We start from the raw sequence: 25,373 nt of genomic DNA, 5'->3' as shown, positions 1-25,373 counted from the left end.
TTACTCGCTCCCTTGATGGCGATTTGCACCACAAAAGCTGTTCAACACGCTTTTCACGCGTTCTTCCATGCGGTAGTTAATGCTCGATTCACCCGCTGCGATTTGTACATCGCCACGGTTTAGCGCCGGTTCAGAGACCAACGTCCAGTTACGGCAATCGAGCTCTTCTTCACCATATGCAGAACGGATGATCGCGACGTCATCGGGGTTCAAATGCAAGGTGATTGGATGACCAGAAATAGGCAACGCTTCTACAGACTGCTTCACCGTATCAAGAATAATTTGAGGATTGGTTTGCACTTCCACGTGTACGACTTCTTTGACTAGGCACAACACCATGTCTATCAGCTGCTTTTCAACCTGAGCGTTCATGAGCTCCAAAGGCTGAGCGAACTGGTTTGCCAAGTTCATGAAGGTTTCGACTTGCTGCTGAATGTACTCTTGTCCTGCCGTCACGCCTTCAACTTTGCCGAGCTCCAGACCTTCTGCATGTCCTGCTTGAATGCCTTCTTCTTTGCCTTTGTCGTAACCTTGTTTAAAGCCTGCTTCTTGACCTTGATACAGACCTTCTTGATAAGCGCCCTGCTTGATCAATTCAATCTGTTCTTCTGTCAGCTCAAGCGCTTGCTCTTCTTCTGGTTCGTCAAAGTTTGGCACCCAACCTGGATCGTAGTTAAACGCAGTTTGCTTGGCTTGCTTTGCTTTCGGCTCACCATAATCAGGCAACCCCCAGCGCTGCGGTTCGATCATCGCATCGTCTTCATCAGGACGGATAAATCCACGTTTTCTATCGCCAGCCATGCTTAACCTACAATCTGTCTATGTTGAAATTGATATTAAAAATAAAGTGCTTTGAAAAATGCGCGACTAAGGAAGTGCATTCCTCCCACTTAAGCAGGAGGAATAAGAAAGGATTATAAGAACTCGTCTGCGCCGCCAGACAGCATGATTTCGCCAGCGTCAGCCATACGACGAGCAATCGCCAAGATTTCTTTTTGCGCCGCTTCTACGTCTGCAACGCGAACTGGTGGCATTGCTTCGATATCGTCACGCATCATCTCAGCTGCACGCTTAGACATGTTCTTGAAGACTTTCTCACGTAGAGAGTCATCGGCACCTTTAAGTGCGCGTTGCAGAACGTCCTGAGGAACGTCACGCAGTAATTTCTGAATGCCTTGGTCGTCCACTTCCACCAAGTTCTCGAATACAAACATAAGGTCTTGGATTTGCGTCGCCATGTCTTCGTCTTGGTCGCGAATTTGTTCCATCAAGATACCTTCGACGTTGTTGTCTAGGTAGTTCATGATTTCTGCCGCTGCCTTCAGGCCGCCAATTTTCGCGGCTTGTGCACCCGCTTGACCTGCGAACTGTTTCTCCATGATTTCGTTCAGCTCTGCCAGTGCAGACGGTTGAACTTCTTCTAGGTTGGCAATACGCATCATCAGGTCCAAGCGCACACGTTCTGGGAACTGAGATAGGATTTCTGCGGACTGGTCTGCTTCCAAGTAAGACAAAACTATCGTTTGGATCTGCGGGTGTTCGTTGACAATAATGCTTGCCACTTGGCGAGGGTCCATCCATTTTAATGAATCCAGACCTTTCGAGCCGGTACCCAATAGGATTTGATCAACCAAGTTATTCGCTTTGTCTTCACCCAGTGCAGCAACCAGAGCATTACGCATAAAGTCTTCGCTGCCCATACCAATGTTGGTGTATTTCTGGATGTCTTCCAAAAACGCTCGATGAACCGCTGAGACTTTGTCTTGGCTAAGGTCCTTTGCCTTTGCCATCGCACTACCCACACGCTGAACCTGCTTCGGTTCTAGGTGTCGAATAATGCCAGCGGCGTCACTCTCATTCAGGCTGAGCAATAAGATGGCTGCTTTTTCTTCACCGGTAATGGTGGACGCATCAAATTCTACCGGCAATCCGCCATTTTCATCTTGAGGAACGATATCGTTAGCCATTGTCATTCATCCAATTTTTCACAACTTGAGCGGCAAGTTCAGGCTCGTTTGCAACCAGAGCGCGAACCGCTTTCAATACATCTTCATCTTTGTGAAGGTTAGGCAAATCAATGCTTGAACCAAACTCAAACAGTTCACCGCTTTCGATGTCGCTACCAATCAGGCTGGTTTCGCCATCCGCACCAATTGGCAAGCCATCTGGTCCGTACATTTCGTCTTCGTCGTCGCTCGCTGGGTTGAGCAGTTTCTTCAATGCTGGGCGAACCAACACCAAGACCACAACGATGATCACCAATGCACTTGCGAACCAACGAACCCAATCATTGAAGTTCGGATGTTCCCAAATCGGTGGATCGACCATCTGCTCAAGTTCTGGCTCGGCAAACTTCACACTCAAGACATTGAGTAAGTCACCACGATTTTGGTCAAAACCAACCGTACCGATCAGCACTTGACGAATCGCATTAATTTCAGATTCTGACATTGGAGTGTAAGTGACTTCACCCGTGTCTGGATTCACGCTGCGACGGTCTTTGATAGCTACAGAAACGGTTTGGCGTGCCAATGTACCAGTCTGTTTACGTTCGTGACTGATGGTGGTATCGAGTTCAAAGTTGCGCGTTGATTCTTTACGCACCGAGCCTTGGCCGGTAATTGAGCCATCTTTCATCTGCGCGACGTCTTGTGGGATAGACGCGTCCGCTGGCGGTTGATTGCTCAAAGCGCCAGGAATGCCTGCCACCATGTTACCGTTGTTATAATCTTCGAGTGCGTATTCGCTTCGTGTCGCTGGTGTATTTGGGTCGAAACGTTTGCGAGTCTGCTCTACCGCACTGAAATCCATTTGGATGTCTACTTGCGCGGTGTAGTTACCAAAACCTAGGATTGGCAGCAGGACGGAATCAATTTTTTCTCGTAGCGCTTGTTCTTGGCTGCGTTCAAGTTCTTGCTCTTTACGACGAGCTGCAGAGGCAGGATCTTGTGAGCCTGAGCTCAATAGGCGACCGTGTTGATCGGTCACCGTAATACGTGACGTCTTCATGCCAGGAACAGCACTCGCCACCATGTCTACGATGGAGTCAACTTCTTGTTGCTTAAGGCTTGTGCCAGTAGAGAGTGTCAAAAATACCGAAGCAGACGCTTCTTGGTTGTGACGTACGAACACACTGTGTTTTGGCAAAGCAAGAAGCACACGTGCTTTACGCACTTGCTTCATCTCTTCAATCGCTTGCGCAAGTTGGCGCTCGCGGCTGAGCTTCAAACGTTCTTGCTCCAAACGTTGTGATACACCAAAGCCCATGTCTTGCAGCAGAATATCATCACCCGCCTCAGTCGCTTGGTTCACACCTGAGCGCACCATGCCGAGTTTGATCGAGTTGTAATCACTCGACTCAACCGAGATGGTGTTGCCATCAAGCTTGTAGTTGATTTTTTGCTGATCAAGATAATCCAGCACTGGGATCAATTCTTCGGTTTCATACGCACCTAGAGGGCGCATTTCCGGCTCTTTCACCCAGAAGAACAGCATCACGATTAACGCAACACAGATAGAGATAGACAGCACAAGCACAACCTGTCGAAGTAAATCGAGGTCACCTACTGCCATATCGAATTTTGACGCACTACGCTCTTCAAGATCTGGGTTTTGGCTATCCACATCCAAATCTGAGCCAGCGATCAGTGCACCATCTGCGCCGCCATCGGTGACGGTTAAATCTGTAGACTTGTCTGCCACACTTATTACCTAAATTACACTGGCATGTTCATGAGATCCTTATAGGACTCAACGAGCTTATTGCGGATTTGTACAGTGGCATCAAATGCAACACTGGACTTGTTACGAGCAATCATAACGTCAGAAAGGGAAACATCAGCGTCACCACGATCGAAACGCGTTTGCAGGTCGCCGGATGTTTTTTGAAGTGAGTTAACGTTATTGATGGCTTTAGTGAGGAGATCGCCAAAATCCGCCCCTACTTTCGCACCAGTTGCAACGGGAGCGGTGTTGGTCGCTTCCACCATCATGGCGCGCATTTGTGCTTGAATACCATCAACTTTCATTGTCACCTCTAAGCCAAAAGTTTGACTATTAACTAAAACTGATTATTGACACAGCAATTACTGTGCCATAAGACAATAGTGCCGTAGTGTACCCACACTTTTGTCCTATGGCTATTGATGTGAGTACTAAGCAGGAATATCGATACCAGCGTCACGCATTTTGGCGAGTTTGTAACGCAGGGTACGTGGACTAATACCTAATTTCTCTGCCATCTCTTTGCGGCGGCCGTTACATTCGATCAAGGTTTCCAAAATGATCGCGTACTCTTGGTCACGCAGTTCACCACCAAGGCCTTCACCACCAGCGGCAACACGATTGATCGGATCCACTTGCGCGACAGGCTTAACATCGGGAACCAAAACCTCAGCATTTTGCACAACAGATTGTAGGCTGCTTGCATCTTGCCAATCTACACCTTCCAACAAAATGTGTTCTGCATCGATGTCACCGTTTTCGCTCAAAATGAGTGCTCGCTGAACCACGTTATCCAACTCACGAACGTTACCCGGCCATGGATATTGAAGCAGTTTATCTAATGCAACTGGTGAGAACTTAGGTACTGGCATGCCCATTTTGCTGCAATGACGTTCAGCAAGATGCGTTGCAAGTGGCGCAATATCCCCCTTACGTTCACAAAGTGCCGGCCATGAAATTGGGAATACGTTCAAGCGGTAGTACAAGTCTTCACGGAAGTTGCCCTCTGAGACGTACTGCTTGAGGTCACGGTTACTAGTGGCAAGAACGCGCACATCGAGCTTGATGCTCTTGCGGCTACCCAAACGCTCCACTTCTCGCTCTTGTAAAACACGTAGCAGTTTCGCTTGTAAGCTCAAGTCCATTTCACTGATTTCATCCAGCAAAATCGTACCGCCTTGTGCTTGCTCAAACTTACCCGGACACGCTTGAACCGCACCGGTAAACGCACCTTTCTCGTAGCCGAACAACGTCGCTTCAAGCATGTTGTCTGGGATTGCTGCACAGTTGATTGCGACAAAAGGGCCATCTTTGCGATTAGATGCATTGTGGATGTAACGGGACATCACTTCTTTACCAGAGCCACTTGGGCCCAAGATCATCACATTTGCATCGGTGCGCGCGACTTTGTCAGCCAAAGCCAGTAGGCGCAGACTTTTCTCGTCCGCCACGACCGCGTCACCGTTATCGTCACTCTTAATTGGTGCGTAACGGCTCACCATGTTCAGCAGTACTTCTGGTGCAAATGGCTTCGCCATGTAATCAATCGCACCTTCTTTCATTGCTGATACTGCGTCTTCAATGTTTGCGTAAGCCGTCATAAGAAGAACGGGTAAGTTCGGCCAATTCTGTTTGATATTGCGTAGCAGAGCCAAACCGCCCATGCCAGCCATTTGTACGTCAGAAACCACGATGTCGACCGCGTTTGACTTTAGTTTTACTAACGCATCTTCTGCACAATCGGCTTCTAACCATTCGTACCCTGCCAGAGCCAGAGTATCTACTAGGGCTTCACGAAGACCTTCATCGTCCTCTACGATCAGCACTTTGCTTTGCGCCATTATGATTCTCCAGTATCTGCTTGCACTCGCTCTAGCGGAATGCACATGGTAAAGCAGGCTCCATCGCCCTGCTCTGAAATGAGTTCCAATCGACCGTCATGGGCACGGCAAACCATTTGAACTACAGCGAGCCCCAACCCGGTTCCTTGAGAACGCGTGGTAAAAAACGGCTCCATAATCTTGGCTTGTAGTTCTTTTGGTACTCCCGGCCCGCTGTCTTGCACAGAAATGCGCAGTTCACCATTAACCGGGCGGAAAAAGACATCTATTTGTGATTCCTTTCCAGACATCTGAATCGCATTCATCACCAAGTTACTCAGTGCGGATGCAATGGCGTTAGCATTGCCTAACAGCTCAGTCTGTTCTTCTTCCACTTCTAAGAAGTAGTCAATGTTATTGTTCTTCAGCGCGGTTTCCACCATCGGCTGGTATTCCGCAACAAGCTGAGCAATGTTAAATGGCTTAATGACTTTATTATCACCACCCTTGGCAAAAAGCAGCATATCATTAACCTGCTTCTCCAAATCGTGCAGTCGATCCATTAATTTGCTTTGAAATCGCTCTCTTGTCGCTGGAGGGAGATTTGGCGCACCTAAATTTGATGCATATAGCATGGCACTCGATAACGGCGTTCTTACTTGGTGAGCCAAAGACGCCACCATGCGACCTAAGGAGGACAGTCGTTGCAAATCACTCACGCGTGATTGCAGCAAGCGTGTTTCGGTCAAGTCGGTGATCAGAATCAGCTGTCCCGTCGCCGAAGCGGAGATCGCCAAGCGAACTTTACGTCCGTTACGCAGTGAGATTTCATGACCATCATCTTCACGCGGATCAAAGACCGCTTGGATGATGTTGAACCATTTCTCGTTGACCAGTGGAATCTCTAGAATTCGATGTGCCTCTGGGTTCGCTTCGCGCACAACACCGTGTGTATCGAGCAAGATCACACCAGCAGGCATCACGTCCAAAACTTGTTTGTAACGCTCTACTTGATTCTCTACTGAGTCTAAATGGGATTGGTTGGTGTTATTGTCCATTCACTGCCTGTCGAAATATCGCCATTTAAATACTAAAACAGCTTGGTAAGCAATTAGCATACCAAGCTGTTTTCTATATTTATCATAGCGTTATGTTATCGACAAGAAGTTGACACTAAGAAAAGTGCGGTTTTATTGTCAGAAAAGATAACAAAACGTTCAGAGTTTAACCGTATGAACGTCAGACTTTACCTATCGTTGTAGGTTGTATTTACGCATTTTCTCAACCAAAGTCGTGCGTCGCATTCCAAGCATATCTGCTGCTCGTGCAACCACACCACCTTGCGCTTCTAACGCTTGGCTGATCATATTGACTTCCATATCGGCTAATAGCTCTTTCAAGTTCACGCCTTCTGGCGGCAGGGCTTGAGGCGCATTCATGTTGTGGTCTAGATCGCTTTGATCTTCAAAACTGAAGTTCTCAGAAAAGATATCTTGGAACACGTCACGCTCTTGTTCTTCAACCGAAGTAAATGGGTTACCTTCTGGTTGGAACTCAGGAATATCACTGTAACGGTACTTGGTTGGCAGATGGTTTACGTCGACCAAACTGTTCGGGTACAGAATAATCATGCGTTCAACAAGGTTCGCAAGCTCGCGAACGTTACCCGGCCAGTTGTGTTCCATTAAGGAGTTAATTGCACGAGGCGTAAAGCAAATTGGTTGCCCACCTTCGGCTTCCAAACGCGTCATCAGTTCTTGCAGTAGCAATGGAATATCTTGCTTACGTGCTTTCAGCGCCGGCATCTCGATTGGGAATACATTGAGGCGGTAGAACAGATCTTCACGGAATGTGCCATCATCGATCATGTTCTCTAGGTTGCGGTGCGTTGCTGCTACAACACGAACGTTTACTTTAATCGTGGTGTTACCACCTACACGTTCAAAACAACGCTCTTGTAGAACGCGCAGTAACTTCACTTGCATCGACATTGGCATATCGCCAATTTCATCAAGGAAGATCGTACCGCCTTCTGCCAATTCGAATCGGCCTTTACGCGAGGTCAATGCCCCCGTGAAAGCACCTTTCTCATGACCAAACAGTTCACTTTCCAACAGCTCTGGCGGAATTGCGCCACAGTTAATTGGCACAAACGGACCATTACGGTAAGCAGAATGGTAATGAATATTGCGTGCGACGACTTCTTTACCCGTGCCAGATTCACCCAAGATCAGGACGTTTGCTTCAGTATTAGAAACTTGTTCAATCAAATGACGAACTTCTTGAATGCCACGGCTTTGGCCTACAAGGCTACGGAAAAGAGTATTTTTGCGTGCGCTTGCAACAACGTTAACGCCTTTGCGACCAAGGAAATCTTTGCAGTGACGCAGTGCTTCGCTAAGTTGTGGGTAGTTCAGCGGTTGCTCTAACTCCCCAACGAAATTTGGCAAGTCATCAACAGGCAGCGGAAACGAGCCCAAGATGAGAAGTGGGATATGGTAGGCTTCATTAAGGTGAGCCATCACTGTTGTCGCAGCACTACCCGCCGAGATGTTACCGACAATACAACCTGACCACACGCTAGACCAGTCTACATCGCCTAGCTGGTCAGAACTGACCGCTTCGCAACTTTCTCCAACAAATTCCAATATATTGCTTATATTTAAACGACTTGGTGCATCGTCATCAATTACAAGCAGCTTTGCCAAACCTTGCATAAGTAAGAATGATTGCCTTTATTATGGGTGTGTTGCGGCCAGACCTTGATTTGCGCAATTGAGTGTAAAAAGGGGGGACCACTCTCAATTAACGATAGACAAAATAGGAAAATCAGCAACAAAAAAAAGCCATTAGGGGCCACTAATGACTTCTATTTTATTTGAATAAAAAAATAAGGCAACCAAGCAATAAAGAGGTGTGAACTTGATTGTAACTTTACTGAATAACTTTCTGTGCAATCAGACGCAATACCCTACTATTTAAGTAAGGTATTGTTTTGATTATTAAATGCCTACTTCAGCAGCTGTTAGGTTGTGGAATTCAGTCGGGATCTGGTCCCAAGCTGATTTTATCTCACGAATAATGTCGATAACGTCGTCGATCGGTTGAGGATCGTTTTGGTGGTTCGCTGCCGAGATCTGAGTGATCATGAACTCGTAAAGTGAATCTAAGTTTGATGCAATATCACCACCGTCGTCCATCGACAGACAGCTGCGCAGTGCGATGATGATGTCCAACGCTTTACCCAGACGTTCACCTTTTGCAGGAATATTGCCTGCTTGCATTGCTGCTTTACCTTGGATCAGACGCTCAATTGCACCCGCCATTAGCATTTGAATGACTTTGTGCGGAGAAGCCGCGCTCAATTGGCTGTCGACTGATACCTTTTTGTATGCTTGCAAAGAACCGCGCATAGTATTCCTCTTTTATATAAATTTTTTGTACTGCTGAAGCGAACGCTGACCATAACGGAACTTATGAAGTTCTTTACCCACGTTAGAAGTCTCTGCCTGCATCAGCTCGACAATTCTTTTGGTACGAATAAGCAAGTTTTGCCATTCTGCTTCCTGCTTTAGCACCGGATTGCTCTCGACAATGGGTAGCAGGTTTTGCAATAACCGTTCCCTGATATCGACCAAACGTTGAATTTCTTCAGCATTAACGTCGACTTTTTCCAGTTCTTGCGTAATTAGTTGATCAATATCACTTATTTCAATGAGTTCATTTCGCATCTATTAGCCCAGCGCGTTCATTAACGCTCCAAGTTGGCCTTGCATCTTGCCAGTAGCGTCTTGCATGGCAGCGAATTTTGCATGAGTGCGCTTCTCTAAACTGTCCATGCGGCGATCGAGTGCCGCTTGATCATCACTCAGACGATAATTTTGTTCAGTCAGGCTTTTTTCACGAGTACGGATACTGCCAGTGAAACCCGTGATGCCTTGAATCGCATCTTCCACACGTTTGGCAAAACCGGTATTGCCACCAAAGAACTTCTCTAACTCGTTGAAGTTGTTGTTCAGCTGACGATCAAGCATGTCGTAGTTGATTTCTAGCGTACCTTGACGAGTCGTAGTAATGCCAAATTCAGTCAGCGATTTTAGGTCTTCTGGTGCTTTTTCAATGTTGGTCGAAAAGACCGATTTCAACCGAGAATCAGCATTACGAACAGTACTGTCACCCGCTAAAGGCCCGCGTTGACCTGTCGTTGGGTCGACATTCGCTAATGCTTTGGATGTTTGATAGAACGCGTTGTAAGCCGAAACAAAGCTTTCGATATCTGAGCGCACGCTTTGACGGTCATATTCAACACCAATTTCAGCAGGCGGTTTACCCAGCTCTGATTTGCCTTTCAAAGTGAGGTTCACGCCCTCAATCGCATCTTCAATGACGTTGTTGTGACTCGACAACTGCGCAACACCATCCAGCATCACCATGGAGTCTTGTCCTGCTTGGACTTGAGCCATACCGGTGTAAGCCTCGAAGGATTTTTGAGCCTCAGCAATTTTAGCTTCTGCTACATCTATCTTTTCAAGACGTTCACGCTCTTCGGGTTCTAATTTAGCGCGATGGATGGTCTTTGCTTGTTCTTCTGTCAGTTCTCCACGTTCCACTTTTTGGTCAAGCGCTTGTTTTTCGTCCGCAATCTTTTTTTCGATCTCGGCTTTTTCTTGCTCTAATTGCTGCTTGGCTTCTTTGGTTGTGACGTAAGAATCAGTCAACGTACCTGAGGCGGTATTGTTCCAGCCCGGTACGTCTGGCGCTTTGGCGATCGCATCTTCGTCCAACTCTAATTCCGGTGGACGGTAAGAATCGAGGAGTGTACCTGAAGCGGTTTCAGTCCAGCCAGGGATACTGTCTTGCGGACGCATACCCGCTCGTTGATTGGCTTTTTCTATTGCTTCTTGACCCGCTTTCGCAGCGGCAGCACCGGCCGCAGAGATCGGTTCATCCGTTGCGCCATCTGGTACATTCTCTGCCGCTTGTTGTTCTTCAGGAGGTATAGGATTGCCGTCTGTATCCAACGCTTCCGGTTGGTTTGCATCGGTTTCAGGCGCTTTTAGAGGCCCTAACACTGCTTCAGCCGCTTCACGTGCTTCTTCAAGCGCATTAACTCGGTCTTCCAGTGTTTTGTATTCGAAATGTTTCAGAGGGCTGCCGGCTTCGGCGTCCACACTGACTTTAAGTTGATGGTCCTTGCCCGACAGGTTCGAAGCAAGGATCAAACGCGGCCCTTCTACGTCGTTAATTAAGGAAGCACGTACGCCAGGGTTATCCTTAGCGCCGTTAATTCCACGAACGACATCAACTAGCTTAGAGCTAGAACGGACATTAACGTCGAAGGTGTCATCACCAAGAGAAATCTGCAGCTTACCAGGACCAAACTTAGCGTCTTCTGGCAGAACGTCAGAAGCCACTTTATGGCTCTGTGCAAGCTGCAACACATCGATAGCATACTTACCGGCTATAGCGTCAGTAGTTGCGGTCGCAGATACGACTGCGTCGTCCGTTGTCTCTACAGAACGAACGGCAAACGCCTTCTCCTGACGAAAGTTCGTCATGAGATTTTTCATCGTATCCAACGATTCTCTGAGTCGCCCGTAGGCACTGATGCTGGCGTCAATTGTCGTACGCTCGTTGTCGATGCGTTGCTGCTTTGGCACACGCTCGGCATCTACAATTTTGCTGACCATGGAATTGATATCCATGCCACCAGACATCCCCAAAGGGCCTAAACTCATCAAATCACCTCAAAAACGACTTACACCTTTTCAACTAACAAACCGCGGTTAGCTGTGTGCTCAGCTAGGCGACGCAATACCACTAGCATTTCTTCATCAGGAATCTGACGAATTACATCACCGGTTGTGGCTTCGTAAATCGTCACGACGTCTCGACCCGATTCTTCATCGACTCGAAACGCCACTCCTTTATTCATGGCGCTCACAAATTCATTCATTTGCTCAACCATTTTCTCGCGCTCTTCTTTGTTCAGCTCTTGGCGGGATTCCGCCATTTCAATCGCAGCTTGAACAGAGAGGTCACGTTCGGTTTCCTTCGCTTTTACAGGCGAAGTGTTACCGTTTGAACTTGCTGTGCTAGGCGTGCCTATGCCATTTTCTTTAGCAACTTTTGTGCCACTCGGTGTGCCGTAAGGCTGGATGTTCGATGCGTAGGAGGATATTTCCATTACAATCTCCCTTCCACCTTATGAGCTAACGATTAGGTCTATCGCTTTGGTGATGGTATCACTAGGCTGAGTCGACCCAATTAGCCCAACAAGCTCAGCGCCGCAGATGGTGACTGCTTTGCTTGTGCCAAGATTGAAGTACTTGCTTGTTGAAGGATTTGCGACTTAGTCATTGCTGTCGTTTCCTTCGCGTAGTCAGTATCTTTAATACGGCTGTTAGACGCGTTAACGTTCTCGTTAATGTTGTCTAGGTTGCTGATAGCGTGGTTGAAACGGTTTTGGAATGCACCAAGAGACGCACGTTGGCTGTCTACTGATTTTAGTGCGCCATCAATGATAGCAACCGCTTCTTGAGAACCTGCAACTGATGTTACGTCGATGTCTTTAACTGTTACGTCTTTTGCATCGCCGAAACCAATTTCACCCGCTAGGTTGCCAGAGAACTCAACATCACCTGTTACTTTTTGAGTAGCAGCGAATACTTGCAGCTTACCGTCCTCACCAACAGACGCTTTAACGTCGTCGCTTTGACCGTTGATGTAAGTTGCTAGCTGTTCAATATCATCGCCTTGCTTTGCAGTGATAGTCAGCTCTTTCTCTTCACCTTGCTTGTTGGTGTAGTTCAGCTTAAGTTCAGTGTTGTCACCAACCGCCCAAGATGCATCTTTACCGTCTTCTGCTGCATAGCTCTTACCGCCCATTGCAGAAGTATCAGAACGTAGGTTACCCATAGAAAGCATGACCGCTTCACCAGAGTCCGCACCGATTTGGAAAGATTGAGTACCGTAAGTACCGTTAAGAAGCTTGTTACCACCGAAAGAGGTTGTTTCAGCGATACGGTTTAGTTCGTCATTAAGCGCTGTAACTTCTTCTTGGATCGCTACACGTTCTGATTTTGAGTTCGAACCGTTCGCAGATTGAAGCGATAGGTCACGCATACGTTGTAGGATGTTGGTAGATTCATTCATTGCACCTTCAGCAACCTGTGCAATAGAAATACCGTCGTTCGCGTTTTTCACAGCCATGTCTAGACCACGGCTCTGTGCGTTCAAACGGTTAGAAATCTGTAGACCGGCAGCATCGTCTTTCGCGCTATTGATTTTATAACCCGAAGACAAACGCTCCATTGATTTTTGTTGACCTTCAGCCGCCTGATTTAGGTAACGCTGTGCGGTCATCGCAGAAACGTTAGTATTAACGTTAATCGCCATAGTTGATCTCCTTAAGGCTTTAGTTGATGTACCGTCGTGTCTCTCACCTCACTTAGGTACATCTCATTTCTCTCAGTCCCTTTAACGGCGGCCTATAAATATCCTTTAGGAGAAAATTTCAATTTTTTGCGATTATTTTCTTCGACTTAATGAAGTGTGATGAATCTCTAATATTACGATTGGGGATAAATAACACTCGATTAAAATAAAAAATCAGACATAAAAAAACCCAGCCGAAGCTGGGTTTACTCGCTCATCTCTCACCACGAGCCAATGAGGTTCTTGCCTTTAGGTTGAAAATTAACCTAGTAGGCTTAGCGCTGAGTTAGGCGCTTGTTTCGCTTGCGCAAGGATTGAGCTTGACGCTTGCGATAGAATTTGTGACTTGGTCATTTGAGTCGTTTCTTTTGCGAAGTCGGTATCTTTGATACGGCTCTTCGACGCGTTCACGTTCTCGTTGATGTTATCCAAGTTGCTGATTGCGTGGTTGAAACGGTTTTGGAAAGCACCTAGCTCTGCACGGTGGCTGTCTACGTATTTCAATGCCGCATCAATGATAGCTACAGACTCTTGTGCACCACCTACTGATGTTACGTCGATAGTATCAACCGTTACTTTCTTACCGTCGCTTAGACCTAACTCACCAGATAGGCCGCCAGAGAATTCAACGTCGCCTTCCACTTTGTTGTTGCCCGCAAACACTTGCAGCTTACCGTCTTGGTCTACTGACGCTTTCACTAGGTCTGTTTGACCATTGATGTACGTCGCTAGCTCTTCGATATCGTCACCTGCTTTCGCGCTGATGTTGATTTCTTGTTCTTGACCAAAACTGTCCGTTAGGCTGATTTTCATGTCTGATTTATCAGCAGCAACGTTCCAGTTTTTGTCTTTGCCGTTTTCAGCTTGGTAGCTCACGCCGCCCATCATTTGGTTGTCTGAGCGCATGTCTTTTAGGTTAAGCATTACTGCTTCACCGTTGTCCGCACCGATTTGGAAAGACTGAGTGCCGTAAGTACCGTTAAGTAGGCGGTTACCACCGAAAGATGTCGTTTCAGCGATACGGTTTAATTCATCGTTCAGTGCCGTTACTTCTTCTTGAATCGCAACACGCTCAGATTTTGAGTTAGAGCCGTTCGCAGATTGAAGAGATAGATCACGCATACGTTGCAGGATGTTGGTAGTCTCGTTCATTGCACCTTCAGCAGTTTGTGCAATAGAGATACCGTCGTTCGCGTTACGAACAGCCACATCCAGGCCACGGCTTTGTACGTTCAAGCGGTTCGAGATTTGAAGACCCGCAGCGTCGTCTTTCGCGCTGTTGATTTTGAAACCTGAAGACAAACGCTCCATAGAAGTTTGTTGTGCTGAGTTTGCGTTGTTTAGGTAACGCTGAGCGGTCATCGCTGATACGTTTGTGTTTACATTCACTGCCATGGTGATTTCTCCAATTGATTTTCCGATGTAGCGGTTTCCGACGTCTCGGAAAACCAAGTAGTTCTCTCAAAGTTACTTTTATTAACGGCGCATGCCCTGTTTTCTTTAGAAAAATCTTTAGATTTTTTTGAAAATAATTCGTTTGGAGGGGTAATCGTGACGAAGCGGATAAAAAAGCAAAAAAACTTTCATTTTTCGCTAAAGCTTCTTTTCGAATTGTCGATACAGGCTGATTTTGCGTTGAATTCGTATGGGTCGAACCATTAACCAAGCAGCGTCAAGGCAAGATTTGGCGCTTGTTTTGCTTGTGCCAAGATAGAAGTACTGACCTGTTGTAAGATCTGCTGCTTCACCATTTGCGTGGTTTCTTTGGCGTAATCCGTATCTTGAATGCGGCTGTTAGAAGCCGCTAGGTTTTCGTGGATGTTATCCAGATTATTGATCGCGTGATTAAAGCGGTTTTGATACGCGCCTAACTCAGCACGATGGCTATCAACGTACTTCATCGCAGTATCTAGGACGGCCACGGCTTGTTGCGCACCACCGACCGACGTAATGTCGATGTTATCAACCGCATCGTAACCTTTTAGCTGCAGCCCAAGTTCACTCGCTAAATCACCTGAAAACGATAAAGTGCCTGAAGTTTCTTCTCCAGCCATAAATAGCTGTAACTGACCTTCTTCATTCACAGATGCCGTGACTTTGTCAGTTTGACCATTGATATAAGTCGCAAGCTCTTCGATATCGTCGCCAGTTTTGGCATTAATTTGAATGGTTTCCGTTTCACCAAAACGATTAGTAAATGACATGCTAAGATCATTCGCGCCATCTTTTACTTGCCAATCAGAGCTTGCGCGTCCGTTTGCAATGTAGCTAAAGCCGCCCATATCAATGCCATCACTGCGCATCGACTTTAATTCAACTTGCACTGCTTCACCTGACGCTGCGCCAATTTGAAATGCCGACTTACCAAAGCTGCCATTGAGCAGTTTACGCCCACCAAAAGAAGTAGTTTCCGCAATGCGGTTTAGCTCATCGTTAAGTGCAGAGACTTCCTCTTGCAACGCAGTGCGTTCCGCTTTGCTATTTGAGCCATTGGCTGACTGGAGCGACAAATCACGCATGCGCTGCATGATGTTAGTCACCTCATTCATCGCGCCTTCCGCAGTTTGCATGATGGAAATGCCATCGTTCGCGTTGCGCACGGCAACATCTAAACCACGCATTTGCGATTGTAAGCGGTTGGAGATTTGCAGACCCGCAGCGTCATCCTTCGCGCTGTTAATACGCTTCCCTGAAGACAAACGCTCCATGGATTGGTTCAGCATGTCGGTTGCACTGGTCAAATGACGCTGTGCGACAAGTGCTGCCACATTGGTATTAACGGTGATCGCCACAAATATTGGTCCTGAAATTAAGGCTTTGGATACTTATCGACCAAATTAAAGAAACGTTTAGTGTTTTTTTAAGAAAAGTGATGCGGTTGCGCATTTCCCGACGAGACAGCGAATAGCAAAAAGCCTAGTGATGGTGCACTAGGCTTTGTGGTTATTCGCTGTGGTGACTCAGACTACTTTCGAACTTCAACACTTGAGTTGGCGGTAAGCGTGACAATTACATAACTCACCTTCTGTCCGTTCACGTATTTGTGCTTGGCAGAAACAGACTGTTCGTCAACGATAAGTGTCGGGTAATCGCCATAGAACCAAGCTTCCCACTCTAAGTTTTCCTCAGAGGTATTGGTAAGTGTCGATCGCTCTAAGCCATCATGACGCAAAGTTAGCTCGTGCTCTCCCATCGGAAGTTGCTCAACTTGAAGCCAGTCAATATCGGTTGTTAGATGTGACGCGGTTACAACTCGATGGTTTGCCGCATCAGGCTTGATGCCCATCAATCCCTCAATGGTATTCGAAATAAAGGTAAAAGAGATTTCAGGATAGTCACCGTTAGTACCTTGAGTTGGGCGCTCATGGGGCTCGTCTTTGATATCCATGATGTACTGCATCCACTTCCATGCTTCCGCATTACGATTGTAAGGGAAGTAGGTTTCAGGGATATAAGTGTAAGCCTCAATGTTGTATGGCGCTTCCGGCGTACTTCCAATTCCATCACCCAGATTTTCTGTAATAAAGTCTAAGTAGCTGTCGTTACGTTCTCCAGGTTCAGTGATCAGCTTCATTGGCATGAACCAGCTGTTTTCTTTACCGAAGTCATTCATACGGAAACCATCACGCTGAACGATGTTAACGTAGTTATCCAACGGTTTATTTGGATCCGCAATACTCCATTCTTCATTAAAGAAATCTTTAAGTTGCTGTGCTTTCTCTTGCCAAAGCGCTGCCTCGCTGTACTCTTCTCGAGCCCCAAGCATTGCAGCATACGCGACCGTCGCTTGGTATTGAGAGCCTATGCCATCACCGGCTTCGATTGGGAATTCGCCACGCTCGTTGTAAGTTGCGGAGCCTTCAAAAATACCACCATAACCCTCAGCAATACCGTTAGGATCTTGATCGTCGTGAAGCGTGATATAGTCCGTTAGCACCTTGGTGTAAAAACGCCATAAATCTGGGTCTTCGATGTAACGCTTGTCTCCTGTCCATTGATATTGCTTCCATGCTTTTTCTACAAACTCAAATTGAGCAGGTACTTCACGTACAAACCAGCTGTCATCTTTGTAGTCGATGGTATGTGGCGTGCCATCAAAGTTAACCGCCCACAAGGTATACCATTTTCTCGATTCGGTAGAATGCTTAGCGAAGGTCTTAAACATCGAAAAGTTTTCGGCATCTAGACCTGCGATTTTGGCTCCGCTAGCTTGATGTAAGAAGTCGCGAGAGTAGAAAGCCGTTCGGTCAAAATAGCCAGCCCAATAAGATGGGATGTAATCAGCCGTACCATCACCATCATTATTATTCTCATCACGGTTAACCAGATCATGCTGCCCAGTCATAACAAAACGACGTGTTTTATCAATTGCCCATTCAAACGAATCTTGAAGCTTCTGATTGGACGAAGTGACGACAACCTGCTTCTCTTTTTCAATCGCCGTTAATGTCCATTTTTCTTCTTTACCACTTGCATCTGTTACTACCGCTTGCACTGGTTGAGTAAAGTCCACGACTTCATCGACATCCAAGCTTGATCGACTTTGTTCAGAAACCAAAAGTGTACTCACCTTTATGGCACTCAAATCGGTGCCATAAGGCACTTGGAACTCGACGGTTCGTTGAGTCTTATCAATGCCCGTCACACCGACCTGTTGCTCGGCTTTAAATTGGATGATTTGATTAAAACTAACAGGCTGGCTCTTGTTCACTCTCACCAAAGACACACTGTCGACGCTCACCCCTCCGACATCAGATCCTGTAAACCAGACTTTAATTTGCTCGCCTTTCTCTAGTGGAATAGCAGGCAGAGTATTTGGCTTATATAGTTCCCCTTCTGTATTTTCGTCTTTGGTTTTTTCAATCGTCTGGCTGACGAGAACCTCATCGGTCAGGTTACTTAAGCCAAGAATGGCGTCATCACTTGGGCTGCTGATGTGGGCGGATAAATCATAAAAACCCGTTTCAGGAATGGTGACTATTTGGCTCACATGATGGTTGGTTCCGGTGGCAATCCTCGCCATCGACTCACCAACATAAGCATCTTCATACTTCACATTGGCAAACCAGTAGCTCCATCCTAAACCGTCATTTTCAAAGGTAGAATTTGAGACAAGGTTATCGCCTTTCGAAGAATCATCATCAGACGAGCTATTACAACCGGACAAAGCAAGGGCGACAAGAATCGCTGAAGCAAGTATTTTCAGTTTCATTTTTTTCTCGTAGGGATAGCGTGGTTATTGGATAACGTTTATTCGGGATGCTGCCGGCGACATGAAATGAAGACACCGGCATGTTAATTTTTAATAGCTGTAAGATGCGTTAAACCGCTTGAATGGATTCTGGAGAGACTTTCGTTTTCTCATCAGAATCATTGGCCACAATATGGTCGTATTTCTCGGTCAGATGATCCTGAATTTTTTGGTGGTAAGCACCGTTGAGTTTGTAGAAGCGGAAGTACACAACCAAAGCGATAGCGAAGAAGAACGCAGGCAAACCAACCATGATGCATTGCATGCCAAACACGGTTTCAGGGCTTTGCTCCATGTTCGGTACATAATCCACTGCGGTAAGTGCGATACCAATAAAGAAAGCCGCAAAAGCAGACCCTGCTTTAACCACCAGCGTTTGTACTGAGTAAGCAATACTTTCGCAGCGAGATCCCAGTTTGTACTCACCATAGTCCACTGTATCCGCCACCATAATGACGTTGAGTACCCAAAATAGCGCCGTACCGATTTGCAATAACACGCCCGCAGTAGAAATCAGCAGAATGCTTTGTTTGTCGTACATGCCTACATAGGTAAGTACCGCACTGCCTAGGATCGGGAAGCTAGATGCGCACGCCCATAAAACTCGACGTGAGAACATTTGCGCCAATTTAGGGAACAACACCAGTGTAATTAGGTTCGCAATACCAGCATAAGCCATGTAGTAAGGGAAAAGTTCTTCGTTTCCGACTACATAGGTGAAGTAGTAAACCGCAAAGGCTGTGATGATGTTGGTAGCGAGGTTGTATGACAGTGCCATACAAAGCACGCTGGTCAGTTGGTCATTTTTGTAGATAAGAGAAAGGAGCTTCTTCAGTGAGACTTTTTCTTCAGGCTTCGTCACGTCAAGGTTGCTGGTTGAGTAACGCTCTTTCACATTACGTAACGTGACGTAAGTGGATACGAGGAAACAACCGACAAGCAAAATGGCAAACACTTGGAAACCAAACCCTTTGTCGTCGCCACCAACATAATTCACAAACGGCATAGCAATAGCAGCGGTAACAATCCATGCAAGGCTGGCAAAAAATCGTGGATAAGGAACCAACTCTTCACGTTCACGTTTATCCAATGTTAATGTCGGAACCAGTGACCAAAAAGGAATGTCCATCAAGGTGTAAGTCATGCCCCATAAGATGTAAGTAACCGCGGCGTAAGCGATCAGCCATGGCCCTTCTATGTGATGCGCACTAAACAGCATGATTAACACAACTGAGTTGGTGAGCGTGCCGACTAAGATCCAAGGTTTAAACTTACCCCAACGAGAGCGGGTGTTATTCACTATCCAGCCCATAATCGGATCGTTCACAGCATCCCAAATACGCGCGATTAAGAAGATGGTCCCCACCGCAGCAGCCGAGAGGCCAACAACGTCGGTGTAATAGAACATCAGATACATGTAAACGATGGTGATAGCGAAGTCTTTACCAAATGCGCCAAAGCCGTAGCTCAGCTTGGTATTCATAGAGATACTCATTTGTTACTCCTTACGCCCCCTCATCGAGAAGGCGCAGTATATTCACGTTATTGTCGTTTTTATTGATATTGGTTTTGTGAGTCTGGATTTACTGATGCACCCACGCTGGCAACCAACCTTCGAGTGCTTCTATCAAGTCATCAACAAGGGCATAAATCTCTTCGAGTCCAAGCACTGCTGCAGTGTGAGGATCAAGCATGGCGGCATGGTAAATGCGGTCACGGTTTTCCGTGAGGATGGCTTCTGTCAGCAGCGTTTGAACATTAATGTTGGTCTGCATTAATGCCGCTAAGTGATTTGGTAAGCGTCCTGCTTTGATAGGTTGAATGCCGTTTGCGTCCACCAAACAAGCCACTTCCACACAACAACCTTGTGGTAAGTTGTCAATTAACGCTTCGTTCTTCACGTTGCCGTAGATAACACTCGGCGTGCCTGTCCAAATCGAGTTCATGATGGTACTCGCGTATTCATGTGACTCTTTGACGGTGATTTGATCCGCGTTTTTGAAGTCTTCGAGGTCTTTTTTCCAGTCTGCAATTTGTTCTACACAACGTTTAGGATATTCATCAAGTGGCACTTTATAACGTTCAATCAAATCTGGGCGATTTGGCTTAATGAAATATGGCGTGTATTCAGAAAAATGTTCTGAAGATTCCGTTACGAAGTAGCCCAACTTCTTAAACATCTCGTAGCGGACTAGGTTGGTGCAGCGACCATTGTGGTGCAAACCCGGCTTCGGCGCTTTGCCCGATTCAAATGCCTTAAGCAGTTCAGGATAAATGTCGACATACTCCCCCTGCTCGTTTTTCTTTTCGAGCGTCAGGTAGTAAGCCATGTGGTTAATGCCTGCACAGGTGTAACGAAGGTCTGAGTATTGGATATCAAGGTCGCGAGCCAGCTCTTCCGCCGTCCCTTGCACGGAATGGCACAAACCCACTTGTTTGATATGAGGGTATTTCTCGTACATCGCCCAAGTGTTCATTGCCATTGGGTTAACGTAGTTAAGCATGGTAGCGTTTGGACAGATCGTCGTCATGTCCTCGCATACGCTCCAAAGGTGCGGAATGGTGCGAAGTGAGCGCATGATGCCGCCTGGGCCTAATGTATCTGCAATAGTTTGCTCTAAACCATGACGCTTACAGACTTCAAAATCCGTCACGGTACATGGTTCATAACCGCCAATTTGGAACGCAATAACCACGAAGTCTGCGCCTTGCAATGCCTCTTTCTGGTTTAAGTGGCAAGTGATCGTGCCCGTTGCTCCGGATGACTCCATTAACTTGCTTACAACGAGATGTGACTCTTCTAAACGGAGTTCATCAATATCCATCAAGGCAATTTGCGCCCCTTTGAACGCTGGCTTGTGGAACACATCGCCAAGAATGTTTTTCACAAAAATCGTCGAACCCGCACCGATAAATGTGATTTTAGGGCTTTTCATAGTTGAATCCTTTTTGCTTTCATACTTTTGTTTCGATGCATTTAAGTTACACCTGTCGCAAGGCCGAATTCGTCTCAGATAAACCAATCACTCTCCCGTTTCCTAATATTTAAAATCAACCAATAAAAATTCTTAGGAAATGGGATATTTTTGTGTAAATCACGGATAAAAAAGGTGGGAAGATACACTGAGGCTTGCTAGCACGGCGATTTAAGTCACATAACCAAAATCTTATAAAACAGAGTAATCGGTGTTTTTGAAGCTGTTCTGAGTTTTGTTTCAACAGATTTAGTACAAAGAACTTATACAGTTTCCTAAGAGGTGGGCGATGGCGAAGGTAGAGTCCAAGGCAGAGTTAGATACATTGAAAGTCGTGATTCAAGATAAGTATTCTTCCGAAACGGTTTCTGTAAGCCCACTTTCGCTGTACTCATCCTATGAAAAAATCGATATCGAGCTTAGGCCGCCCCACTCTATGCCGGGTTATCACTGGCATGGGCAAGTCGAGGTGAACATTCCTTTTGGAGATGACGTCGAGTACATCATTAATGGCAGCCCGGTGATTGTGAAAGCTGGTTCAATCGGTCTGTTTTGGGCTTCTGTCCCGCATCGACTAACGAACCCAGGGCATAGCCATAACATGGGAATCATCAATATCCCTATTCATCACTTTATGTCGTGGACGTTAAATCGGGACTTAGTTAATCAAATCACCCATGGTTGCGTATTGCAGTCGAGTTCAAACTCACTAGTCAGTGAATTTGAGCTAGCTCGTTGGGCCGAGGAAATGACCCATCCTTCAGAGAGTCGCCAGCAATTGGCAATAGATGAAATAGGACTCATGTTAAAAAGGATGAGCCTAGATGGCTGGGAACAACTGATCGTTAATCGACAAGAGAAATCGACGAAAAAAGGCGTATCTAAACATTCGCAGTTTTACGTCAGTCAAATGCTGGAATACATTGCCACCCATCATAACCAGCCGATCACGATAAAAGATATTGCAGAACACATTGGACTGCACACCAATTATGCGATGAACGTGTTCCAACGAACCATGCAGATGACCATCAAGCAATACATCACGGCAATGCGGATTAACCACGCCAGAGCACTGTTGAGTGATACTGACCGGACAATTTTAGATATCGCTTTAACGGTAGGCTTTAATTCTAGCAGCCGATTTTATGAGACTTTTCAGAATTATATTGGTGTAACGCCAACGCAATATCGCAAGAAGTCACGCGAAGATCATCGCTGGAGCAGTCACAGTACCAGCCCACTTTACGAACTAGAGAAAGGCGCCATTGATGGCAAAAGACCACTGACAGTCAGTTAGTCTTATCAGGCAAGAATGAGGGGAAACAAAAAAGGCAGATCACTCTGCCTTTATAATCATTGGAGAGTTGGCGAAGAATTACTTAATCGCCAATTCCGCTAGCATTTCTTGTGAAGGAGCGAAGAAGTACGCACCTGTTACTGCTTTGGTAAAACGAAGCAGTTGGTCAGTCTTACCATCAGTCACACCATACATGCTCTCTAGCATTACTTTGATGTTGTGGATGTTGTTGCAGTAAGAGATGAACAACAAGCCGTGTGCGCCAGTTACCGTGCCGTATGGCAAGCTGTGTCGAACGATCTTAAGGCCTTTGCCTTCTTCTTTGATGTCCACACGACCTACGTGAGAAGCAGCAGGAACATCTTCTAGCTCGATAGAATCTGGTTTAGTACGGCCAATCACTTTCTCTTGTGCAGACACGTTCAAACGGTTCCATGCAGGAAGGTTGTGCTCAAAGCGTTGAACCATCACGTAACTACCACCAGCGAAAGCACCGTCTTTGATCAACGCTACGTCAGCACGTGCATCGCCTTTCGGGTTTTCAGTGCCGTCGACGAAATCTGTCATGTCACGAGCATCTAGGTAACGGTAACCGTATGTCTCATCAACCACTGTCACGTCTTCTGCGGTGTCTACTAAGAACTTACGTAGAACGTAGAAGTGCAAATCATGACGCGTTGAGTGGCAGTGGATCAGAACATCTACGTCCGACGCAGGCGCTACGATGTCGCCTTCACCCAATTGAGGGAAGTCAATCAACTCTTCTGGCATTTGCATGTTTAGGTGCTGCCAAAAAGATTTGGTGAATGCGATAGAAAGGGTTAGATCTGCACCTGGTTGGCTCGCATTGAGCTCTTTTACTAGCTCAGGAAGCGCTTTCAGTTTCGCCAACACGTTTTCACGGTTTTGGTTCACTTTCAACTGAGTGTAAAGTGCAAATGGACCTGCTTCAGGCACAATCGCCGTTTGAGCTTGTGACATTGAGATTTCCTCTATACATTGCCCCTTGCGGGAGCTTTGTTTTAATTTTTTGCTGGCTGTTCTTCTTTGTGCTCAACCTGTGGCACGTGGAAACAGTCTTTTACCCATCTTCCATTAAAAAGATAGATCATAAACCAAGTTAACAAGGTAATTGTAAGCGCGTTCGCCCAATTGAAAACACCATGTTCGAGATAGACATGATACATGGTCTGCGCCAGTTGAATACCGCACAAGATCAAAGTCATCGCACGACCATGCTGAGTAATTTGATTCACCCAACCTCTGTCAGGATGACGCAAGCCCATCAACCACATCAATAGCAGGCTTGGAATACCCATCGATAGCCCGAGGTATAACGTATTAGAGTCAGGGTAAACAATCGATAGTATCTTGCTACCGCTGTCTCTACTCACTCCTGCCATGGCAAACACCACCCAAGAGCGCGCTAGGAACATCCATCCTAGCCATAACATAATTGGCGCTTTCAAAAATCCATGAGCGTCGTACTGATCGAATGAGTAACGCACAATATCGTCTTCTTAGTTTCATAAAAATGCCACTTTAACCGATCGCTTCAGAGTTGCAACACCGCAAACATGAGAACTAAAGTTCATTTCGTCATCTTACGCAGGTAAACTAAGGTTAGATTTACAGCGACGTCGAAAAAATATGAAAAAGAAAAACACAACAGCACCCGTTCCTTCCCAAGAAACCCAAACTGAAGCGATGAAAATTGCGAAAGCTACACAGAAGCCAGGCCAAACCAAAGAGCAAACCAGATTGGTCGCTCAAGGCATCGAAAAAGGCATTGCTCAGTACAAGAAGCAACAGAAAGAACGCAATCGACAAGCCGATAAAGCGAAGAAAAAACAGCAAAGAGAAAAGCAGCGCCAACATGAAGATACTGCTGAGCAAGAAATGGGAACGGTTCAAGAACCAGCAACCAAACCAACCATCTTGCCGTGGGCGTTACTTGTTCTTAGTTGGATTGGTTTTGCCGCCTATATCGTAATGGGGAGATAACATGTTTCGTTATGTGATGACAGGAAGCATCGCACTGGCTTTGATGGGATGCTCAACGCCTTCGACTTTGTCTTCTATACCAAGTGACAGTGTTCAAATTCGCATTGATAGCCAATTTAACCCACAACATTGTGAATACCTAGGTGAGGTAACAGGCAGTGAGGGGCACTGGTATAGTTACTTGTTCTACACTAATGACGCAATGATGCAGGGCGCAATGCATGACCTAAAAAACAAGGCATCTGCCATAGGCGCGGACACGGTGTTTATGATCTCCCCTCAAGACTTTGTCACTTCATTTAGCGTGCTAGGTGTTGCCTACCGCTGCCAGTAGGTCTATTTCGAATGTAAAAAAAGCCAGCTATTGCTGGCTTATGCACGAAATCCAAGACTGCTAGCGATATCTCCTTCCCGCTCAAGAACCCATTGAACATCAAAAGGCCCCCAATCTGAAAGTTGGTAATAGCCGTCATTATGACGTCGGCCATCTTGAACGAAGATAAGCTCGATGCCGATCCCCGGTAATGCCTTGAGTACATCTTGAATAGTACGACGAGGCCACCCCGTTCTTTCGATCAATTTTGGTACATTTGGCCTTTCTAGGTTTTCCACCAACAAGGCCAAATATAGCCGCCTTGCAAAAACAGGACTCAATTCCATTGACACCTCCTAAAATTGTGCTGATTCATTATTTCTTTTTTGCCCAGAGAGATGTTGCGTTTGATCAATAACTCGACTTTTCCGTGCTATTTAGCCGAGTTTTTTATCAATCTGGATGCCATTTGGTGGTGGATTGAGCTACTAACTCAAACGAAACAGAGCAAAGTTACGCGAAATATTGTCTGCATCATTTTGTCAGTTTG

The 25,373-nt window shown here is 46.3% G+C and carries 23 protein-coding genes; 3 read left to right on the top strand and 20 right to left on the bottom strand.

Annotated features, from left to right (window positions below; all coding sequences use genetic code 11):
• The 17 genes from fliH to ITG12_RS15525 all read right to left on the bottom strand — a co-directional run bounded on the left by fliH (nt 1) and on the right by ITG12_RS15525 (nt 21,167).
• Entirely contained in the window at nt 1–801 is an 801-nt protein-coding gene (gene fliH / locus ITG12_RS15605) for a flagellar assembly protein FliH (RefSeq protein ID WP_038872093.1), read from the bottom strand.
• Between the two features lie 113 nt (nt 802–914).
• On the bottom strand, nt 915–1,967 hold the full coding sequence (gene fliG, locus ITG12_RS15600; RefSeq protein WP_038872096.1) for a flagellar motor switch protein FliG: 1,053 nt from the start codon (nt 1,965–1,967) through the stop codon (nt 915–917).
• Nucleotides 1,960–3,702 carry a flagellar basal-body MS-ring/collar protein FliF gene (gene fliF / locus ITG12_RS15595; protein WP_095760607.1) on the bottom strand — a complete coding sequence of 581 codons (1,743 nt, stop codon included), beginning with the start codon at nt 3,700–3,702 and terminating at the stop codon, nt 1,960–1,962. The genes fliG and fliF overlap by 8 nt, the downstream gene beginning before the upstream one ends.
• Before the next feature lie 14 nt (nt 3,703–3,716).
• Nucleotides 3,717–4,028: a flagellar hook-basal body complex protein FliE gene (gene fliE, locus ITG12_RS15590; RefSeq protein ID WP_038872101.1), complete on the bottom strand. Its 312-nt coding sequence runs from the start codon at nt 4,026–4,028 to the stop codon at nt 3,717–3,719.
• A gap of 126 nt (nt 4,029–4,154) precedes the next feature.
• Entirely contained in the window at nt 4,155–5,564 is a 1,410-nt protein-coding gene (locus ITG12_RS15585; protein ID WP_038882128.1) for a sigma-54 dependent transcriptional regulator, read from the bottom strand.
• Nucleotides 5,564–6,601 (bottom strand): ATP-binding protein, encoded by a 1,038-nt coding sequence (locus ITG12_RS15580; protein ID WP_038882126.1) that lies wholly within the window; start codon nt 6,599–6,601, stop codon nt 5,564–5,566. The genes ITG12_RS15585 and ITG12_RS15580 overlap by 1 nt, the downstream gene beginning before the upstream one ends.
• A gap of 192 nt (nt 6,602–6,793) precedes the next feature.
• Entirely contained in the window at nt 6,794–8,260 is a 1,467-nt protein-coding gene (locus tag ITG12_RS15575; RefSeq protein WP_038872109.1) for a sigma-54 dependent transcriptional regulator, read from the bottom strand.
• Nucleotides 8,261–8,545: 285 nt separating this feature from the next.
• Nucleotides 8,546–8,956 (bottom strand): flagellar export chaperone FliS, encoded by a 411-nt coding sequence (gene fliS / locus ITG12_RS15570; protein WP_005438665.1) that lies wholly within the window; start codon nt 8,954–8,956, stop codon nt 8,546–8,548.
• A gap of 12 nt (nt 8,957–8,968) precedes the next feature.
• Nucleotides 8,969–9,274, bottom strand: coding sequence for a flagellar protein FliT (locus ITG12_RS15565; protein WP_054757139.1), 306 nt, complete (start codon nt 9,272–9,274; stop codon nt 8,969–8,971).
• Between the two features lie 3 nt (nt 9,275–9,277).
• Nucleotides 9,278–11,281, bottom strand: coding sequence for a flagellar filament capping protein FliD (gene fliD / locus ITG12_RS15560; RefSeq protein WP_248873211.1), 2,004 nt, complete (start codon nt 11,279–11,281; stop codon nt 9,278–9,280).
• A gap of 20 nt (nt 11,282–11,301) precedes the next feature.
• Nucleotides 11,302–11,730: a flagellar protein FlaG gene (gene flaG, locus ITG12_RS15555; protein WP_038872115.1), complete on the bottom strand. Its 429-nt coding sequence runs from the start codon at nt 11,728–11,730 to the stop codon at nt 11,302–11,304.
• A gap of 80 nt (nt 11,731–11,810) precedes the next feature.
• Nucleotides 11,811–12,941, bottom strand: coding sequence for a flagellin (locus ITG12_RS15550; RefSeq protein WP_038872117.1), 1,131 nt, complete (start codon nt 12,939–12,941; stop codon nt 11,811–11,813).
• 300 nt (nt 12,942–13,241) lie between these two features.
• A complete protein-coding gene (locus ITG12_RS15545) occupies nt 13,242–14,375 on the bottom strand; it encodes a flagellin (RefSeq protein ID WP_045464157.1) in 1,134 nt (377 codons plus the stop codon).
• A gap of 263 nt (nt 14,376–14,638) precedes the next feature.
• Nucleotides 14,639–15,772 carry a flagellin gene (locus ITG12_RS15540; protein ID WP_248873210.1) on the bottom strand — a complete coding sequence of 378 codons (1,134 nt, stop codon included), beginning with the start codon at nt 15,770–15,772 and terminating at the stop codon, nt 14,639–14,641.
• A gap of 173 nt (nt 15,773–15,945) precedes the next feature.
• Nucleotides 15,946–18,192, bottom strand: a complete 2,247-nt coding sequence (locus tag ITG12_RS15535) for a hypothetical protein (protein ID WP_248873209.1) — start codon at nt 18,190–18,192, stop codon at nt 15,946–15,948.
• 109 nt (nt 18,193–18,301) lie between these two features.
• Nucleotides 18,302–19,726 (bottom strand): melibiose:sodium transporter MelB, encoded by a 1,425-nt coding sequence (gene melB / locus ITG12_RS15530; protein WP_248873208.1) that lies wholly within the window; start codon nt 19,724–19,726, stop codon nt 18,302–18,304.
• 88 nt (nt 19,727–19,814) lie between these two features.
• Nucleotides 19,815–21,167 carry an alpha-glucosidase/alpha-galactosidase gene (locus tag ITG12_RS15525; RefSeq protein ID WP_248873207.1) on the bottom strand — a complete coding sequence of 451 codons (1,353 nt, stop codon included), beginning with the start codon at nt 21,165–21,167 and terminating at the stop codon, nt 19,815–19,817.
• 328 nt (nt 21,168–21,495) lie between these two features.
• On the opposite strand from ITG12_RS15525, the gene melR reads away from it, so the two are divergent.
• Nucleotides 21,496–22,506, top strand: coding sequence for a transcriptional regulator MelR (gene melR / locus ITG12_RS15520; RefSeq protein WP_102389811.1), 1,011 nt, complete (start codon nt 21,496–21,498; stop codon nt 22,504–22,506).
• Between the two features lie 78 nt (nt 22,507–22,584).
• Here melR and ITG12_RS15515 read toward each other — a convergent pair whose 3' ends face one another.
• A complete protein-coding gene (locus ITG12_RS15515) occupies nt 22,585–23,487 on the bottom strand; it encodes a Dyp-type peroxidase (RefSeq protein WP_038864787.1) in 903 nt (300 codons plus the stop codon).
• 41 nt (nt 23,488–23,528) lie between these two features.
• The gene (locus ITG12_RS15510) at nt 23,529–24,014 is read right to left on the bottom strand and encodes a DUF2919 domain-containing protein (protein ID WP_038879208.1); all 486 of its coding nucleotides are present in this window, start codon (nt 24,012–24,014) and stop codon (nt 23,529–23,531) included.
• 142 nt (nt 24,015–24,156) lie between these two features.
• Here ITG12_RS15510 and ITG12_RS15505 point away from each other — a divergent pair, with 142 nt between their 5' ends.
• The gene (locus ITG12_RS15505) at nt 24,157–24,510 is read left to right on the top strand and encodes a DUF2956 domain-containing protein (protein WP_045421118.1); all 354 of its coding nucleotides are present in this window, start codon (nt 24,157–24,159) and stop codon (nt 24,508–24,510) included.
• Nucleotide 24,511: 1 nt separating this feature from the next.
• Entirely contained in the window at nt 24,512–24,844 is a 333-nt protein-coding gene (locus tag ITG12_RS15500; protein ID WP_038864781.1) for a DUF4156 domain-containing protein, read from the top strand.
• Between the two features lie 38 nt (nt 24,845–24,882).
• On the opposite strand, the gene ITG12_RS15495 is transcribed toward ITG12_RS15500, so the two are convergent.
• The gene (locus tag ITG12_RS15495) at nt 24,883–25,170 is read right to left on the bottom strand and encodes a helix-turn-helix domain-containing protein (RefSeq protein WP_038864778.1); all 288 of its coding nucleotides are present in this window, start codon (nt 25,168–25,170) and stop codon (nt 24,883–24,885) included.
• Nucleotides 25,171–25,373: the final 203 nt, after the last annotated feature.

Origin of the sequence: Vibrio sp. ED002 (assembly GCF_023277445.1) — a bacterium.
GTDB lineage: Bacteria > Pseudomonadota > Gammaproteobacteria > Enterobacterales > Vibrionaceae > Vibrio > Vibrio jasicida.
This window is presented reverse-complemented; position numbering and strand designations above follow the sequence as displayed.